The 17,148-nt window shown below is 55.0% G+C and carries 17 protein-coding genes, 1 tRNA gene and 1 pseudogene; 11 read left to right on the top strand and 8 right to left on the bottom strand.

All coding sequences use genetic code 11. The features are described 5' to 3' along the window. Positions 1-127 precede the first annotated feature (127 nt). From trmB to HMPREF2796_RS05205, 3 genes and pseudogenes are all read left to right on the top strand, one after another. Positions 128-823: a tRNA (guanosine(46)-N7)-methyltransferase TrmB gene (gene trmB, locus HMPREF2796_RS05200; RefSeq protein WP_070631499.1), complete on the top strand. Its 696-nt coding sequence runs from the start codon at positions 128-130 to the stop codon at positions 821-823. 84 nt (positions 824-907) lie between these two features. Next, positions 908-1,023, top strand: a pseudogene (locus HMPREF2796_RS11515) (IS5/IS1182 family transposase); the annotation flags it as partial. 51 nt (positions 1,024-1,074) lie between these two features. After that, a complete protein-coding gene (locus tag HMPREF2796_RS05205) occupies positions 1,075-1,812 on the top strand; it encodes a DUF4184 family protein (protein WP_070631501.1) in 738 nt (245 codons plus the stop codon). A 118-nt stretch (positions 1,813-1,930) separates the two neighbouring features. Here HMPREF2796_RS05205 and HMPREF2796_RS05210 read toward each other — a convergent pair whose 3' ends face one another. Beyond that, the gene (locus tag HMPREF2796_RS05210) at positions 1,931-3,295 is read right to left on the bottom strand and encodes a Na+/H+ antiporter NhaC family protein (RefSeq protein ID WP_070631724.1); all 1,365 of its coding nucleotides are present in this window, start codon (positions 3,293-3,295) and stop codon (positions 1,931-1,933) included. A 442-nt stretch (positions 3,296-3,737) separates the two neighbouring features. Between HMPREF2796_RS05210 and ilvD the strand changes: the two genes are divergently transcribed. The 7 genes from ilvD (at position 3,738) to HMPREF2796_RS05245 (ending at position 10,314) form a co-directional block, all read left to right on the top strand. Further along, complete coding sequence (ilvD, locus tag HMPREF2796_RS05215; protein WP_070631502.1) at positions 3,738-5,597, top strand: dihydroxy-acid dehydratase; 1,860 nt, start codon at positions 3,738-3,740, stop codon at positions 5,595-5,597. 132 nt (positions 5,598-5,729) lie between these two features. Then, entirely contained in the window at positions 5,730-6,254 is a 525-nt protein-coding gene (locus tag HMPREF2796_RS05220; RefSeq protein WP_070631505.1) for a hypothetical protein, read from the top strand. Positions 6,255-6,520: 266 nt separating this feature from the next. Beyond that, positions 6,521-7,138: a hypothetical protein gene (locus HMPREF2796_RS05225; protein ID WP_070631506.1), complete on the top strand. Its 618-nt coding sequence runs from the start codon at positions 6,521-6,523 to the stop codon at positions 7,136-7,138. 222 nt (positions 7,139-7,360) lie between these two features. Then, entirely contained in the window at positions 7,361-8,197 is an 837-nt protein-coding gene (locus HMPREF2796_RS05230; RefSeq protein WP_070631508.1) for an ion transporter, read from the top strand. Positions 8,198-8,306: 109 nt separating this feature from the next. After that, positions 8,307-9,152 carry a hypothetical protein gene (locus tag HMPREF2796_RS05235; RefSeq protein ID WP_070631509.1) on the top strand — a complete coding sequence of 282 codons (846 nt, stop codon included), beginning with the start codon at positions 8,307-8,309 and terminating at the stop codon, positions 9,150-9,152. Between the two features lie 148 nt (positions 9,153-9,300). Further along, complete coding sequence (locus tag HMPREF2796_RS05240) at positions 9,301-9,861, top strand: SH3 domain-containing protein (protein ID WP_070631512.1); 561 nt, start codon at positions 9,301-9,303, stop codon at positions 9,859-9,861. A 126-nt stretch (positions 9,862-9,987) separates the two neighbouring features. Next, entirely contained in the window at positions 9,988-10,314 is a 327-nt protein-coding gene (locus HMPREF2796_RS05245) for a hypothetical protein (protein WP_070631514.1), read from the top strand. Between the two features lie 106 nt (positions 10,315-10,420). Here the strand turns inward: HMPREF2796_RS05245 and HMPREF2796_RS05250 are convergent, their stop codons facing one another. From HMPREF2796_RS05250 to HMPREF2796_RS05265, 4 genes are all read right to left on the bottom strand, one after another. Next, positions 10,421-11,347, bottom strand: coding sequence for a metal ABC transporter solute-binding protein, Zn/Mn family (locus tag HMPREF2796_RS05250; protein ID WP_210385349.1), 927 nt, complete (start codon positions 11,345-11,347; stop codon positions 10,421-10,423). A 146-nt stretch (positions 11,348-11,493) separates the two neighbouring features. After that, positions 11,494-12,366 carry a metal ABC transporter permease gene (locus HMPREF2796_RS05255; RefSeq protein ID WP_049259389.1) on the bottom strand — a complete coding sequence of 291 codons (873 nt, stop codon included), beginning with the start codon at positions 12,364-12,366 and terminating at the stop codon, positions 11,494-11,496. 63 nt (positions 12,367-12,429) lie between these two features. Continuing rightward, a complete protein-coding gene (locus HMPREF2796_RS05260) occupies positions 12,430-12,774 on the bottom strand; it encodes a hypothetical protein (RefSeq protein ID WP_070631520.1) in 345 nt (114 codons plus the stop codon). A gap of 22 nt (positions 12,775-12,796) precedes the next feature. Continuing rightward, positions 12,797-13,525: a metal ABC transporter ATP-binding protein gene (locus HMPREF2796_RS05265; RefSeq protein ID WP_070631523.1), complete on the bottom strand. Its 729-nt coding sequence runs from the start codon at positions 13,523-13,525 to the stop codon at positions 12,797-12,799. Positions 13,526-13,924: 399 nt separating this feature from the next. On the opposite strand from HMPREF2796_RS05265, the gene HMPREF2796_RS05270 reads away from it, so the two are divergent. Continuing rightward, positions 13,925-15,049, top strand: a complete 1,125-nt coding sequence (locus tag HMPREF2796_RS05270) for a polyamine ABC transporter substrate-binding protein (protein WP_070631525.1) — start codon at positions 13,925-13,927, stop codon at positions 15,047-15,049. A gap of 160 nt (positions 15,050-15,209) precedes the next feature. Here the strand turns inward: HMPREF2796_RS05270 and HMPREF2796_RS05275 are convergent, their stop codons facing one another. From HMPREF2796_RS05275 to HMPREF2796_RS11765, 3 genes are all read right to left on the bottom strand, one after another. Next, on the bottom strand, positions 15,210-16,550 hold the full coding sequence (locus HMPREF2796_RS05275) for an anaerobic C4-dicarboxylate transporter (RefSeq protein WP_070631527.1): 1,341 nt from the start codon (positions 16,548-16,550) through the stop codon (positions 15,210-15,212). A gap of 275 nt (positions 16,551-16,825) precedes the next feature. After that, positions 16,826-16,899 (bottom strand) — tRNA-Gly (locus HMPREF2796_RS05280). A gap of 53 nt (positions 16,900-16,952) precedes the next feature. Continuing rightward, the gene (locus tag HMPREF2796_RS11765) at positions 16,953-17,084 is read right to left on the bottom strand and encodes a hypothetical protein (protein ID WP_256374330.1); all 132 of its coding nucleotides are present in this window, start codon (positions 17,082-17,084) and stop codon (positions 16,953-16,955) included. Positions 17,085-17,148 lie beyond the last annotated feature (64 nt).

Genomic DNA, 17,148 nt, shown 5'->3' on the forward strand with positions numbered 1-17,148 from the left:
ATTTAAACCGGTACAGCGTTGGCTCGCCTTGCTGTACTATTGTACTATCTGCGGCTCGCCGCCTTGTCCCGATTTAAATTTAAATCCACTAGAGCGCCATTTGATCCACACATTGCAGACACCCAACATGACCCAATCCGATGCCCAACACGAACAACACCCGCGCAGCATCAAATCTTTCGTTTTGCGCCAAGGCCACATGACCCCCGCCCAGCAGCGTGCCATCGATGAGAACTGGCCGCGCTTCGGCCTGGACTTTCAACACGCGCCCGTTGATTTAAACGCCGCCTTCGGCCGGGAAGCCCCGAAAATCCTCGAAATCGGCTTCGGCATGGGCACCGCCACCGCCGAAATCGCCAAAAGGCTACCTGAAAAAGATTTTCTCGCTATCGACGTGCATGGCCCCGGCGTGGGCAATTTGTGCAAACTCATGGCCGAGCAGGAGATTGCCAATATCCGAGTGATACGCCACGATGCCGTGGAAGTAGTGGAAACCATGCTGCCCGATGCCTGCCTGAGCGGCATCCACATTTTCTTCCCCGACCCCTGGCACAAAAAACGCCATCACAAACGCCGCCTGATTCAAGCCCCCTTCGTGGCCAAACTGCTGCCCAAACTCAAAAGCGGCGGCTATATCCACCTCGCCACCGACTGGGAAGAATACGCCGTGCAGATGCTCGAAGTGCTGAGCAGCTTCCCCGAGCTGCAAAATACCGTCGAAGCCTACGCACCCACCCCGGACTACCGCCCCGAAACCAAGTTTGAAGCCCGCGGCAAACGGCTCGGCCATGGCGTGTGGGATTTGGTGTTTGAAAAACGCTGACGGCAATTTTCAGGTAGCCTTTGCCTACCACTCTTGCCCGCATACCCACATTTCGCTATCCGATTCAACACAGGCTACCTGAAAGCGCAGCTTCAATATAGTGGATTAAATTTAAATCAGGACAAGGCGGCGAGCCGCAGACAGTACAGATAGTACGGCAAGGCGAGCCAACGCTGTACCGGTTTAAATTTAATTCACTATAAAATCCGCTTCAGGTAGCCTCTTGCCACGCCTGCCCATCTTCTCCCGCCATGCCCTTCACCCTTGCCCACCCCGTTGCCGTGCTGCCCTTTGCACACTGCCGCCGCGTCCACTTCCCGGCCATGGTTATCGGCAGCCTCGCGCCGGATTTCGTGTATTTCCTGCACGGCCGCGCCGTGCCGGGCGGGCATAGTTTGGCCAATCTGCTGTGGCCGAACCTGCCGCTGTGTTTCGCCCTCTACGCACTCTATCTCGCCTTGTGGTACCACACCTTGCGCGACTTCCTGCCCGACTGCCTCAATGCGGCCTACAGGCTACCTGAACATGCAATAGCCGCTGCACCGCACAAACGCCGCCAAATAGCAGCCATACTGTTTGCCTTTGTTTTCAGTGCCCTGTTCGGCATGATTACCCATCTGTTTTTAGATGCCTTCACCCACCCGACCGGCTGGTTTGTGCAACATTTTGCCCCGCTGCAACAGACCGTGTTCGCCCTGCCGGCCTATAAATGGCTGCAATATGGCGGCGGCGTGTTCGGCTTGGGCGGCTGCCTGCTGTTTGCACTCTGCGCCGCCCGCCGCCGACCGCACCACTCGACCAAAACCGAACGGCAGAAAAGCCTCTTCTGGGCAAGCTGCACCCTGCTGACACTCTGCGGCTGGGCACTCTGGCAAACCGCCACGCCTATCCCATTGGCTCACGCCGCCACCCAAGTGATCCGCCTCATCGACTGCGCCGTGCTCGGATTCTCACTGCTCTGTGCGGTACGGCGCTTAGCTTTCAGCTAGCCTCAATCTCTTCCCGCCGTTTAGCCAAACCAACACAAAAGGCTACCTGAAAAGTGCGAAGCAAAAACCCGCCTTGCACTTTTCAGGTAGCCTTTTCCAATCTGTAGTGTCGTGCCGTTTATGCTGCCTCGTTCTTGCTCAAAGTAAAGCCGGTGAAGCCAAACACCAGCGTGAGCAGCAGGCTGAGGTAGCAGAAGAAGGCGTAGGGCAGATAATCAATCACGGGCACGCCCAGGGCGTGGTGGATAAACACGCCGCATACGCTCCAGGGCACAAGCGGGTTGGTTACCGTGCCTGCGTCTTCCACGGTGCGGGCGATGTTGCACGGGTGCAGGCCGAGCCGTTCGTAGATGGGCTTGAAGGTGTTGCCGGCCAGGAGCAGGCTGAGGTATTGCTCACCGATGAGCACGTTTACGCCCAGCGAAGTGGCGGCCACGGTGAAGGTGGCACGACCGGCGTTGACCAGCATATGGCCGATACCGGAGAGCAGCGCGGGCAGGATGCCCAGGGCGTTGAGCAGGCCGCCGAGGCTGAGGGCGAGGATAACGATGGTTTGGGTGAAAAACATGCTGCCGATGCCGCCGCGCGAAATCAGCTTGGCCACATTGCCCAAATCGGTGCCTTCTGGCGGCGCGTAGCCGTTGAAGAAGTAGCCGCCGAGCTGTTCTATGCTGGGGCTGCTGTGCAGGTAGGTGAGCACGAGGGAAACGGCGATGGTGATGATGATGGTGTAAATCGCGTTCACGCGGCGCATGGCTAAAACGATCAACACGGCAAAGGGCAACAGGGTGTAGCCGTGCACTAAGCCGCTGGCCTGCAGCTGGGTTTGGAAGGCGGCCACGCTGCTTAAATCGGCGGCAGCGGTGTGGCCGGAGAGCAACCAGAGCAACAGCGCGGTAAGCAGCCAGGCGGGGATGGTGGTGTACATCATATTGCGGATGTGGTCGAACAAATCGATGCCCACAATGGAGGCGGCAATGCTGGTGGTGTCGGAAATGGGCGACATTTTGTCGCCGAAAAACGCACCGGACACCACCGCCCCGGCCACCACGGCCGGATTAGCACCCAAGGCGCTGCCCATACCGATAAAGGCCACGCCCAGGGTGGCGCAGGTGGTGAGGCTGCTGCCGATGGCCACGCCCACCATCGAAGTGAGCACGAAGGCGGAAAGATAGAAAAACTGCGGCGAAATCAGCTCGAAGCCGTAATACATCAGCGTGGGAATCGCGCCGGACACCATCAGCGCCGACACCAGCAAGCCAATGAAAAAGAATAGATAAATCGCGCCGATGCCGGAGAGCACGCCGCGCGCCATGCTCAGCTGCATACGGCCGAAATCCAACCCTTTGGCTTTGCCGAAACAGAGCAGCCCGCACAGCACCAAAATTACCGACAAATGCGGCACCCAGCCGAAATGAATCATGGTGATGCTCATCACGGCCACCACCAGCGCGGCCATCACCGCCGCCTCACGCGGTTGCATTTCCAATAGGGCTTCTTTGGTTTCGTTCACTTCCGTCTCCTCCCGCTTCAACTTGGCAGTTTGTGCCACAAATTTTGTAAAGAGACTGCCAAACTACCATTTCCCGCCCGGCAAGGCAATCCCGGCATCAGCAATACCTATTTTAAAAGGGCACAGATTCGCCTGATTTGTGTTTCAGGCTACCTGAAAGCAGTTTAGAATCATATTAGAAATGAAGTTTATGCAATAAAATTGCAAAATGTTAGGCATTATAAAAAATAAATGTCTCACCTCTATTCCCGGTAGCACTTGCAACAAACACATGCTATTCAGCTAAAATACGCCCCAACCGAAAGGCTACCTGAAAAATGCCGCCTTTAGCTGTTTGAACTTCCGTTGCAGTTCATGCTTTCAGGTAGCCTCAAATATTCTATAAATCATCACATTAAACAGGACCAGAACCATGCCAGACTACCGCTCCAAAACCTCCACCCACGGCCGCAACATGGCGGGCGCGCGCGCATTGTGGCGCGCCACCGGCGTGATGGAAACCGACTTCGGCAAGCCCATCATCGCCGTTGCCAACTCGTTCACCCAATTCGTGCCCGGCCATGTCCACCTACACAATATGGGCCAACTGGTTGCCCGCGAAATCGAAAAAGCCGGCGCCATCGCCAAAGAATTCAACACCATCGCCATCGACGACGGCATCGCCATGGGACACAGCGGCATGTTGTATTCCCTACCCAGCCGCGATTTGATTGCCGACTCCATCGAATACATGGTCAATGCCCACTGCGCTGACGCGTTGGTGTGCATTTCCAACTGCGACAAAATCACTCCGGGCATGCTGATTGCCGCCATGCGTCTGAATATCCCGACCATCTTCGTTTCCGGCGGTCCGATGGAAGCGGGCAAGGTCATCGGTGTGGCCAACATCCAGCCCGAACGCCGCTTGGACTTGATTGATGCCATGATTGAATCGGCGGACGACAATGTCAGCAACCAGCAAGTCGAAGAAGTCGAGCAAAACGCCTGCCCGACCTGCGGCTCCTGCTCCGGCATGTTCACCGCCAATTCCATGAACTGCCTGACCGAGGCGCTTGGTTTGTCCCTGCCCGGCAACGGCTCCTACCTCGCCACCCACGCCGGCCGCAAAGAATTGTTCCTCGAAGCAGGCCGCATGATTGTCGAAATCACCAAACGCTATTACGAACAAAACGACGAAACCGTGCTGCCGCGCAGCATCGCTACCAAAAAAGCATTTGAAAACGCCATGACCATGGACATCGCCATGGGCGGCTCCACCAACACCATTTTGCACTTGCTCGCTGTCGCCAACGAAGCAGGTGTGGATTTCAAAATGGCCGACATCGACCGCCTGAGCCGCGTCGTCCCCTGCATCTGCAAAACCGCGCCCAACAACCACGACTACTACATGGAAGACGTGCACCGCGCCGGCGGCATCTTCGCCATCCTGAAAGAACTAGACAAAGCGGGCAAACTGCACACCGACGTGTACACCATCCATGCGCCGACGCTGAAAGACGCGATTGAACAATGGGACGTGACCAATCCCGAAAACACCCACGCCATCGAGCGCTTCAAAGCCGCGCCCGGCGGCGTACGCACCACCCAAGCATTCTCGCAAAACCGCATGTGGAAAACCCTCGACCTCGACCGCGAAAAAGGCTGTATCCGCAACGTCGAACACGCCTACTCGCAAGACGGCGGTTTGGCGGTCTTATTCGGCAACATCGCCGAGCGCGGCTGCGTGGTAAAAACCGCAGGCGTGGACGAGAGCATCCTCAAATTCACCGGCCGCGCCCGCGTGTTTGAAAGCCAAGAAGCAGCCGTCGAAGGCATTTTGGGCAACCAAATCGTCGCCGGCGACATTGTCATCATCCGCTACGAAGGCCCCAAAGGCGGCCCAGGCATGCAAGAAATGCTGTACCCGACTTCCTACCTGAAATCCAAAGGCTTGGGCAAAGCCTGCGCCCTGCTCACCGACGGACGCTTCTCCGGCGGCACATCAGGCCTCTCCATCGGCCACGCTTCGCCCGAAGCGGCAGAAGGCGGCGCCATCGGCTTGGTGCACGAAGGCGATACGATTGAAATCGACATCCCCAACCGCAGCATCAACCTGAAAGTGTCCGACGAAGAACTCGCAAAACGCCGCGCCGAAATGGAAGCGCGCGGCAGCAAAGCGTGGAAACCGGAAAACCGCGACCGCTACGTCTCCGCCGCCCTGCGTGCCTATGGCGCGATGGCGACTTCCGCCGACAAAGGCGCAGTGCGCGACGTATCGCAAATCGAACGCTGATTGGTTTTCAAGCTGTGCACAATTTTCAGGTAGCCTGTATTGCTTGCAGGCTGCCTGAAAATTTGCGTGGGTATCAATATCCGCCCTATGCTGCATTTACCATAAATTAGAGAGACTTTAAGGAGTAGATTTATGCTGACAGAATTAATGAAACAATATGCCGCCTCCTATGAATCAAGGAGAAGGGAAATAATTGAAGGCATGCAGCAATTCGGCTGGAAAGAAAAAGATATTTATGTTGACAAGCAAATTATCCAAAAACCGAAAGAACTGCCCAATTTTATTCCAACGCTACAAACCGATTTCAATCGGCCGTTGTCTCCCATGTTGAAAGAAAGATTTGCATTTGCTGATAATTGGAAAGATTGTGATGCCGAATTCTTAGGGCATGAGAAAATAAATAAAACCATAAGAACAAAATATTTCAGGAGATGGATTGATGTAATGAGGAGAAATTGGGAAGGCTCTGCACCTCAACGGTATCCAGATAACCAACTTTCATTATTTGCTATTGAAGATAGAGAAAATGGAGATTATGTGTTGTTGGTTTGGGTAACGCCTGATGCTGTTGAACCGCAAATATGGTGCTATACAGGGCAATCGGAACAAATATTTGAAAATTTGGCTCAATATTTTTTATGGTTAATCAAAGAATAAACAAGCCCTGCCGTAGAACAGCGGGCGTAGGATAGGTACTTGCTGCCCATACATCCCTTTCAGGCTACCTGAAAAATAAAATGCGTAGCAAACGTAGGCAGGATTCTTGAGTCCGATACCTTCAATCAATATAAAGATTTTGTTTACGGACTGTTCCCGCTGTTTTTTTTCAGGCAGCCTATTTCAATTCAACAAATTGAATTTAAATGAAATACCATTAGCTGAGTAATTAAAGGCATACGGAAAGTGCTAGGAAGGAAAATAGTATGGATAGCAAACAAAACAGATCAATTATTGAAAAAATGGTAACTTATGAGAATAGATTAATATCAGAAGAGCATGATTTTAATGAAGATAGTCTTTCCGAATGGGTTCTGGAAGCCTGCGAATTTGCTTTTGATCATTTTAAAGAAAAAGACAATTCAGAAATGCTTAACTATGCATTTGAATACAGGATTAATACCGTAGCATTACGATTGATGATGGGTTTGAAAAAGGTTTATCCACAGCTGAAATCATCAAAAAAGGTTTCCGATACAATTTTAAGCCTGATAGAAAATGAAAAATATGCTGATGGGCGACGAAGTTTTATTTTGACGTTATGGGAGAATAAATTAGATACCCAATTTATTGAAATTATTCAAAAACATATTAGCTTCTGGGAAAACCCACTGTTTTCAAGCGTAATTGTTTTGGGTTTGACCAAACGCAGAATAGCGGGGTTCGCACCACAAGTTCGGGCTGCTTTGGAGCAGTTTACAGATAAAAGAGGCTTGCATTTGACCATCAGGAAATCCTGCCAGAAATATTTGACGGATGAACCTAAATATAAACACTTCTCGGTATTTTTGGAAAAAGACGGCAGCCGCCGCAAAAAACCGTAGGCCAGATTTCCAAATCCGACAGCCTCAAAAGTGCAGACTGCCATTTTCAGGTAGCCTCCGCCACCATGCAGGCTACCTGAAATCATTAAGCTTCAGTAAATCAAAAAACTTGATACAATACGCCCGATGGAAAAGCCGGCCATACAAGCTTTTCCATCATCTTATTTCATCCTGCCTGCTTTCAGGCAGCCAATTGTTAACCCTTATCCGTTCACGTATATCATGACACACACCTCTCCTGCCGTTTGGCGGCAAAAAATCGGTGCCGTTGTTTTGCACCAAACCACCCAGCTGGCCATCCTCCTCATCATCGTTTTAAACGCCATCATCCTCGGTCTGCAAACCTCGCCCGCCATAATGGCGCGTTGCGGCGCGTTGCTGCATTGGCTGGATATGGCCGCGCTGATTATTTTTATTGTGGAATTGGCGGCGAAATTCATTGCTTTGGGGCGGCGGTTTTTCCGAGACGGCTGGAATATTTTCGATTTCCTCGTGGTGGCCGTGGCGCTGTTGCCCAATGCGGGCGCGCTTTCGGTGTTGCGCTCGCTGCGCGTGTTGCGCGTGCTGCGGCTGATCAACCGTATGCCGCAGCTGCGCCGTATTGCCGATGCCATCTTGCAGGCCGTGCCGGGCATCGGTGCGATTGCGGGACTGATGGGCATTCTGTTTTACGTGGGCGCTGTGATGGCCACCACGCTCTTCGGCGAACGTTTCCCCGAATGGTTCGGCAGCCTGGGTAAATCGCTGTATACGCTGTTTCAAGTGATGACGCTGGAGAGCTGGTCGATGGGCATCGTGCGCCCTGTGATGGAAGCCTATCCAAACGCCTGGCTGTTTTTCGTGCCGTTTATTTTGGTGTCTGCCTTTGTGATGCTGAACTTATTCGTGGCCGTGATTGTAGATACCATGTCGAACCTACATTCCACCGACCCAGATACAGAACAGCAGCCCGAAGCGTCACAAACAGGCCAAATCTTGGTGAGCAGTGCCGAGCTGGTGCGCCTGCATCAAGAAATGGCTGAAATCAAAGCATTGTTGCGCGAACAGCAGGCAAAATAATTCAGGTAGCCTGTTTGGCCGCAGAGGCTACCTGAAACGCACGATCCCGCTTTTCAGCTAGCCTGACGGCACATGCCTGCTTTCGCCCTACCCTATTGAGCAATCTGCCATGACCGCCGCCCTCCACCTACGCATCTGCCTCGATTTTATTGAAACCGCTTTGCTCAATAGCGGCAGCAGATGGGATACAAGCGAACTCTACGAAGCCCACCAACGCGCTTGGGGCTATCTCCGCTGCCCCCAAAGCGAATGGACGCAAACCCATACTACTCCGCACTACCCGCCCGGCAGCGATTTGCCCACCCTGCTGACCGCACGCAATTTCCTCGCGCCTTATGCCGCGGATTACGCCCAAGAAACGCACGAGTCCGCCTTTTTTCATGCTTTGGCACAATATGATGCCAACCTGCCGGAAGCATTTGCCCAATACCGCCAAATGCGCTTAAACGATATCGGCGCAATCCGGCCGATTACGCCCGAACAGCTGGCCGAGTTGCAGGCATACCCAGGGTTTGAAACCATTTTGGTAGAAGATTGGACCAATGAAGCAGAGCTGTTCGAGCACGTGCCGGTGCAGGAAATCGTCTTGCAATCGCTGGGCTTTTTAGAGGAATACGTCCGCCCCTACAGCCGAAGCCACCAAATGTTGTTCGATTATCCTGCCGCGACCCGCGCCTTTTTCCAAGGCCGGCTTTCCTCTGCCGAGCTGGCAGCAAAATGCAGGCAGCATTGGCAGCATCAAAGAAACCAATTCAACGGCATTCCCCATCTGCGCCGCCAAGAAGCGGCCATGGGCTTTTTCCTGTGGGAAGCCGCATGGAACGAAGAGTTGGCCAGCCAAGAAGGCCTGCAAGACCCGCCGTTGTTCTATTTCCTCGACAATCTCACCCAAATCAATGCCGGCCTGGCCCTGCAATGGCGGGATTATGTTGCACCCTTATTGAGAGCCGCATAAACGCAGCCTATGTATATCTAAAGTTTCAGGTAGCCTGTATCGCCACGCAGACTACCTGAAACTTTATCTGGCACAGCAATTTAGATATGATGGCGGCAGGTAAATCCGTAACGCATTTCCTCCCACAACCCCACTCCGGAGCAAACCCATGCTTTCATCACTGCATACCCGAACTGCCGCCTTCGCCGCCATACTGTTGGCGCTATCCGCCACTGCCGCCGCCCATGTTGCCCCCGATAGCTGCGGCCTGCCCGACAGTGCGACACCTGCCAGCTATCTGGCCACCAACCACGACAGCGAAGAAGTCAATATCCGCACACAGCCCAACACCCGCGCCGCCATCCTTGCCGTTTGCGACAATCAAAGTGAAGCCGCCATCCTCGGCAAAAGTGGCGCGTGGTACCGAGTGCGGCTGGCCGTGCGACCAAACCAGCCAGCGGAACGGCGCATCATCAACGGCTATGTGCACCAAAGCCAGGTCAGCCTGCGCCATGTTTATACCGTGCACAGCGCCGACTGCTCGGCCAACCTGCGACTAAATGCCAACCAACGTGCCGAAATACAGCAACATATCCCCAACGGCACCACCGTGATCGAACACCCCGCCAAGCGCCAAGGCGACTGGCATTATGTGAGCGTACACGGCAGCGACAGCGACACTTATGGCTATGTGCACAAAAGCCAGTTGAGGCCGAAAGCCGGGCGTTAAGCAGTAAAACATTTCAGGTAGCCTGCCATACCCAAGTAGGCTACCTGAAACTTTATCCGGCGCACTAATTTGGCTATGATTGCGCCAAACTAATCGCCTGGCTACTCGCCAAACTCTCCAATCATCATGCCGACCCTGCATATCCGCACCCCCAATCCCACGCTCTATATCGCCTTCTTGGCGCTCGGTTTATTGAACGCCATCAAATCGGGCGTCATTTCGCCGGAAGCAGGCATTTGGACATTACGCATGCCGAAAAATTATGATGAAATCCTGCCCTATTGCCCGCCGAAATTGCAGAATATCATTGCGTGTTTCGATGAGTTAGACTTGCTCTCCCGGCTCGATGCCGTTGCATATGCCCAAACCATCGACCGCCTGATGCGTGATTTGCAACAAATCGTGGCGGAACATTCCGAACCGTACGATGCCCATTTAAGCGTAAGCGGCTAGTTTCATCGTGAGCTGAAACCCTACCACCCTGCTTCCTCCATCATAAAAGGCTACCTGAAAACCAAAAAATCGGTTTTCAGGTAGCCTTTACTATGCTTTCAAATAATTACTGCTTCATCGCATTCACCAGCGCGTTCACGTTGTAGCGGAACATTTGCTCATAAGTGGCAGCGGGAGCACCGCGGCTCAGGGCGTCGGAATAGAGCTTGCCGTTTACGCGGATGCCGGTTTCACGCGAGATGCGTTCCACCATGCGCGAATCTTTGATGTTTTCGCTAAACGCGGCGCGGATACCCTGGCTGCGGATTTGGCGGATGAGGGCGGAAACCTGGCGGGCGGAAGGCTCGGCTTCGGTACTCACGCCTTGCGGGGCGATGAATTCGATGCGGTAGCGTTTGCCCATGTAGTTGAAGGCATCGTGCCCGGTGAGCACTTTGCGCCGTGCCTGCGGCACGCTGTTGAATTGGGTTTGCGCCCATTGGTGCATGGCATCGAGGCGGGCTTGGTAGCCGCTGAGGCGCTGCTGATAATAAGCTCGGCCTTGCGGATCGACTTTAATCAGCGCGTCGGCCACGTTTTGGGCGTAGGTTTTCATCAGCACAGGATCATTCCACACGTGCGGGTCGAATTCGCCGTGATGATGGTGGCCGTGGTCATGTCCGTGGCCGTGGTGGTCATGGTCGTGATCATCATCGTCGTGGTCTTCGGCCTTCATCGGCTGGATGTTTTTGGTAGCCTCGGCAAACGGCACGCCGCTTTGGCGGATGCCGCGCATCACCGCAGCCTGCTCAAAGCCCAAACCGTTCACCAACACCAGTTTGGCATTGCGGATGCGCTGCATATCGCGGCTGGTAAGATTGTAGGCATGCGCGTCTTGGTCGGGACCGACCAGGTTGCTCACGTTCACGCGCTCGCCGCCCACCTGCTTGGCCACATCGCCCAAAATGCTGAAGCTCGACACCACTTCCACCGGCGCGGCATACAGGCTGCCGGAAAACAGCGCGGCAATCAGGCCGAGTTTCCAATGTTTCAAATTCATCTTTTACTCCTTATGGTTGTTTGTCATGTGAGCCTTCCGGCTCGTCCGTGAGGCTACCTGAAAACAATTTTAGCTTTATGGAAGCTTAAGCTTTCAGGTAGCCTTTAAACCTATTAGCCTCTCTTGGCTGGCCCAGCCAATCAAGCCCGCAAATGCCTGCCGCGCCACCATTTCGGCAGCATCCCGCCCTCGCGCCCGATAAACAGCGACACGGCATACACGCCGCCCAGGCACAAAATAATCGCCGGGCCGGAGGGAATATCCACATGGTAGGAAAACAGCAGACCGCAGAAGCTACAAGCGAGTGCAATCAGCACCGCAAGCGCAATCAGCCCGCCCATGCTGCGCGACCACAGCCGCGCGGTAATCGCCGGCAGCATCATCACGCCCACCGACATCAGCGTGCCGATAGCCTGAAAACCGGCCACCAAATTCAGCACCACCAGCATCAAAAACAGCACATGCCACAGCCCGCCGCGCCCGTTCACCGCGCGCAGAAACAGCGGATCGATGCTCTCCAGCATCAGCGGGCGGTAGATCAGCGCCAGCGTCAACACCGACACCGCACTCACACACAACACCAAAATCAGTGACGGCGTATCCACCGCCAGTACAGAGCCGAACAAAAGATGTAGCAAATCCACATTGCTGCCGTAGCTGCTCACCAGCACCACGCCCAAGGCCAGGCTGGCCAGATAAAACGCGGCAAAATTTGCGTCTTCCTTCAAATTGGTGTGGCGGCTCACCAAGCCGGCCAGCAGCGCCATCGCCAGCCCGGCGGCAAAACCGCCCAGACTCATGGCGGGCAGGCTGAGCGAACCGGCGGCAATATAGCCCGCCGCCGCGCCGGGCAGCACCGCGTGGCCGAGCGCATCGCCCACCAGGCTCATGCGCCGCATCACCAAAAACACGCCCACCGGCGCCGCGCCCACGGCCAGAAACAGCACGGAGGCAAGGGCATAGCGCATAAAATCGTCGGCAAAGGGTTCGATCAGGAGCTGGGAGAGGGTCATGGCGTGTGCTTATTCGGTTAGTAGATTAGGTTTTATTGTTTAGTTTCTGGGAAACTCATGCTTTCAGGTAGCCTGTTGGGCAGGCGGCTGGCCGTTGGCAATGATTACGCCTTCGCCCACGGCGGTGCCGCCTTCCATAATCCAAAATTCCGTGCCGGGGCGTAGGGCGGAATAATCCACACGGTCGGGGTAGAGGTAGTCCAGCCCGGCTTGCAGCGGCTCGCCGAATCGGGTGTGCTCGAACGCGGCAAACACGATACCGAGCATTTCGCGGCTGCCTTTGGGCGCGAAGTGCGGGCGGTAACCTTCGGCGGGGAAGTGTGTGCGGCTGCGGATGCGCTGCGGGAACGCTTCAACGGGAAAATCTTCGCTGCGGTTTCGAAAGAAAATAACGGTGGCGGCAAACATGGCGTTCAGGCTACCTGAAAACTCAAGCCGCGCACCATTCGTGCGGTTCGGTGCGGTGCATGGCTTCGGCGGCCTGTTTCAGGTAGCCTTCGGTGAGCACCTCGGCAGTGGCGCCGCTGGCGATTTTTTCGCGGGCAATCAGGAAGGTGTGGGGGAAGTAGGCGCGCACCTGCTCGTAATCGTGCAGCACGGCAATCACGGCGCGGCCTTCGTTTTGGTGGCATTGGCGCAATACTTCCAATAATTCATAAGTGGTGCGCGCGTCCACGGCATTGAAGGGCTCGTCCAGCAGCAGGAATTTGGCATCCTGCACCAGCATGCGAGCAAACAGCACTCGCTGGAATTGGCCGTTGGAAAGCTGGCCAATGCTCCGGCGGGCGAAATCGGCCATGCCCACGCGCTCGAGCGCGGCGTGCACCCGTTCGCGCTGTGCGGGTTTGGTGCCGCCGAAAAAGCCGATTTCATACCACAAGCCCATGGCGGCCAGCTCATACACGGAAATGGGCTGGCTGCGGTCGATATCGGACTGCTGGGGCAGATAGGCGATATCGCGGCGGGCGAGGCCTTGCCATTGCACGCTGCCGGTGCTGGTTTTCAACAGCCCCATGATGGCTTTGAGCAGGGTGGATTTGCCCGCGCCGTTGGGGCCGAACACCGCCCACATGCTGCCCGGCGCGAATTCGCCGCAAATGTGGTGCACGGCGGGATGGTGGCGGTAGCTCACGGTGAGGTTGTCGAACACGATGCTCATAATGCGGCGCCCGTCCAGGCAAACACGCCCAGCATCAGGGCGATGAGCGATACGGCCAAAAGCAAACGGCTGCCGGCGCCGCGAAGTAACCAAGAGTGCATAGTGTGTGCTGAATGTTATGTTGTAACGGGCGGCATGATACTCTATAACATGTGCTTTTTCCATAGCCGGAAGGCTACCTGAAAAGCAGGCAGAAAATGCCGCTGCGTTAATTTAGTGCCGACAAAGTGCCAATTTGTTGGCAATATTGAAAAATACTTGCCGCACAGCACAGTTGCCCCAACCGCGCAGCCGCGCCGTTTCCCTAGCACGAGGTATGAAGGAGCCAAGCGTTTGGCTATAATGATCAGATTGCTTGCGCCTACTTACCCTTCCCTCCCCGCCCACCAAGGAATAACAATGAAGAAACTGCTCTTGCTCGCCATTTGCGCCGGCCTGCTCGCTGCCTGCGGCGGCCAAGCCCAACGCGAGGCCTCCGCCCCCGAAGACGATAACGCCAACCTGCTCAACCTCTACAACTGGGCAGATTATGTCGATCCCGCCACCCTCACCGCCTTCACCGAGAAAACCGGCATCACCATCCGTTCCGCCTACTACGACAACAACGAAACCCTTGAAGCCAAAATGCTCAGCGGCAGCAGCGGCTACGATTTGGTGGTACCCTCCATTTCCAACGTAGGCCGCCAAATCCAAGCCGGCGCCTACCAGCCCATCGATAAAAGCCAAATCCCCAACTACAGCAATCTCGACCCGCACCTGCTCAAGCTGATGGAGCAAGTGGACCCCGGCAACAAATATGCCGTACCCTATTTCTGGGGCATCAACACGCTGGCCATCAACACCCAAATGGTGCAAAAAGCCCTGGGTGGTAAACCCATGCCCGAAAACGTGTGGGATTTGGTGTTCAATCCTGAATACACCGCCAAGCTCAAATCCTGCGGCATTTCCTATTTCGACAGCCCGCTCGAACAATATCCATTGGCACTCCACTACTTAGGCAAAGACCCCAACAGCACCAAGCCTGAAGACCTGCAAGCGGCCACCGACATGATGCGTGCCGTACGCAAAGACATCCGCATCTTCACCGCCTCCACCTACATCAACGACCTCGCTGCCGGCAACCTGTGCGTGGCCGTGGGCTATGGTGGCGATTTGAACATTGCCCGCAACCGGGCCATCGAAGCCGGCAACGGCATCGACATCCAAGTGCTCGTGCCGAAAAACGGACTGGCAGTGTGGATCGACTCCCTGATGATTCCCAAAGACGCGCACCACCCCGCCAACGCCCTGAAATACATCAACTACACCCTCGACCCCAAAGTGGCCGCCGCCAACGGCAGCTTCGTGACCTATGCCCCTGCCAGCCAGCCGGCCCGCGAGCTGATGCCCGAGGCCTACCGCAACAACGAATCCATCTTCCCCAGCGAAGAAGCCATGGCCAACAGCTTCGTCATCCTGCCCAAAGACCCGCACACCAGCCGCCTGATGACCCAGCTTTATCAAAGGCTGATGGCGATCAAATAACGGCAAGGCCAGCAAACCACAAAAGGCTACCTGAAAGCAGAAATCCCAACGAAATCAAAACAAACTGCTTGAGCGCTTAGGCAGTTAACCTTTCAGGTAGCCTTTCCCAAAGCAAAACGCCCGAGCCAAAGCCCGGGCGCATATATTCCAATCAAACCGTTCAGCCGAAGAACATCTTGGAGAACAGCAGGCCGAAGGCCAAGCTGAAACCCATGCTCAACAAGCCGGGCAGCATAAAGCTGTGGTTGAAAATATATTTGCCGATTTTCGTCGTGCCCGTGCTATCAAAATCGATGGCGGCAATAATCGGGCCGTAGTTCGGAATGAAGAAATAGCCGTTCACCGCCACGAATGTGCCGATGATAATCGGCGCGGGCACGCCCAACGAAATGGCCACCGGAAACAGCGTCGCCACCGTGGCGCCCTGGCTGTTCACCAACACAGAGAGCACAAACAGCGCAAAGGCAAACGCCCACGGTGCGCTCTGCACCAGGCCGGACACCGCCTGCTGCACTTCGTCCAAATGCCCGTGCATCAGCGTATCGCCCAGCCAGGCCACGCCAAACACGGCAATCACGGCGCGCATACCGGCATGGAACACCGAGCCCTGCGTAATCGCATTGCCATCCGGCTTGCAGGTGAGGATAATCAGCGCGGCAGCGGAAAGCATCACAATTTCAATGGTGTGTGCCATCCCCATCGGCTTATCGTTAAACACCGGGCGCAGCGAAGGCATCGCGCCGAGCAACACCACCAAAATAGCGGCAAACAGGAAAATCCCCACCGAAATCTTAGCCTTGCCGCTCACTTGCGCATCGGCGGCAACGGTTTCCGTATCATACAGCTTGCTGTAGGCCGGGTCTTTCAGGCGGCGTTGGTATTCCGGATCGTCTTTCAGCTCTTTGCCCATGCGGTTTACCAACACGCAGGCAATACCGATGCCGATGATGGTGGAAGGCACGCTCACTTTAAGCACGTCTGCCATCGTAATATGCTGCGGCTCGAGGTAGCTCACGCAGGCCACCACCGCCGCCGCAATCGGGCTGGCCACAATGGCAAACTGCGAAGCAATCACCGCCATGGTCAGCGGGCGCTCCGGGCGGATACCGTTTTTGCGGCTCACTTCCGCAATCACCGGCAGCACGGAATAGGCCACATGCCCCGTACCGGCCAAAACGGTGAAGGTGTAGGTAACCATCGGCGCGATAAAAGTGATGTATTTCGGGTTTTTATGCAGCACGCGGGTGGCGATTTTAATCATATAGTCCAAACCGCCGGCCGCCTGCATGGCCGCCGCTGCCGACACCACCGCCATAATCATCAGCATCACATCAATCGGCGGGCTGGTGGGCTCCAAGCCGAAACCGAACGACAATATTGCCAAACCGATACCGCCGAACACACCCAAGCCGATACCGCCCACCTGGGCGCCGGCCAAGATGCACAACAGCACCACGGCAAACTGGATAAAAAACTGCGCATGTTGAGCAAAGAAGCTCATTATGGTCTCCAAAGTAAACTTATGTATGCAAAAAGGAGCGCTGAGTTTACCAAAATTTATCCCGCAAATAAAACGGATTTTATTTTCAGGTAGCCTTTATTTAACACAACAAACTGTATATAAAAATAAATTTTTAACTTGTCGCAACCAATTCTATCCTACATATCCTGCCCGGCAAAGCCATCCCCGCTGCATTCCGCACACCGAATAGCAAACATTTCTTAACAAACAAGCCAACAAAAATCCCATGCCGGGAAACAGCATGGGACAGAAATTGGAGCGGGTAACGGGAATCGAACCCGCATAGTCGGCTTGGGAAGCCGGTGCCTTACCATTAGACGATACCCGCAAAACAGGAGTGCGCGCAGTATAGAGGATTTCCCGGCAAACCGCCAGCCCGCGCTAATCTCGGAACACCGGCCCGCCCGGCAACCCATCCTGCGCCTGCACATCGCCGCCCGCCATGCAGGCCGGATAATCCCCATCCAACCGCACATCTTGCCGATAGCCCGCACTGCACGCCAATAGCGGCATATTTATAGTGGATTAACAAAAATCAGGACAAAGCGGCGAGCCGCAGACAGTACACACGTTACGG

Source organism: Eikenella sp. HMSC071B05 (assembly GCF_001811325.1).
Classification (GTDB): Bacteria; Pseudomonadota; Gammaproteobacteria; order Burkholderiales; family Neisseriaceae; genus Eikenella; species Eikenella corrodens.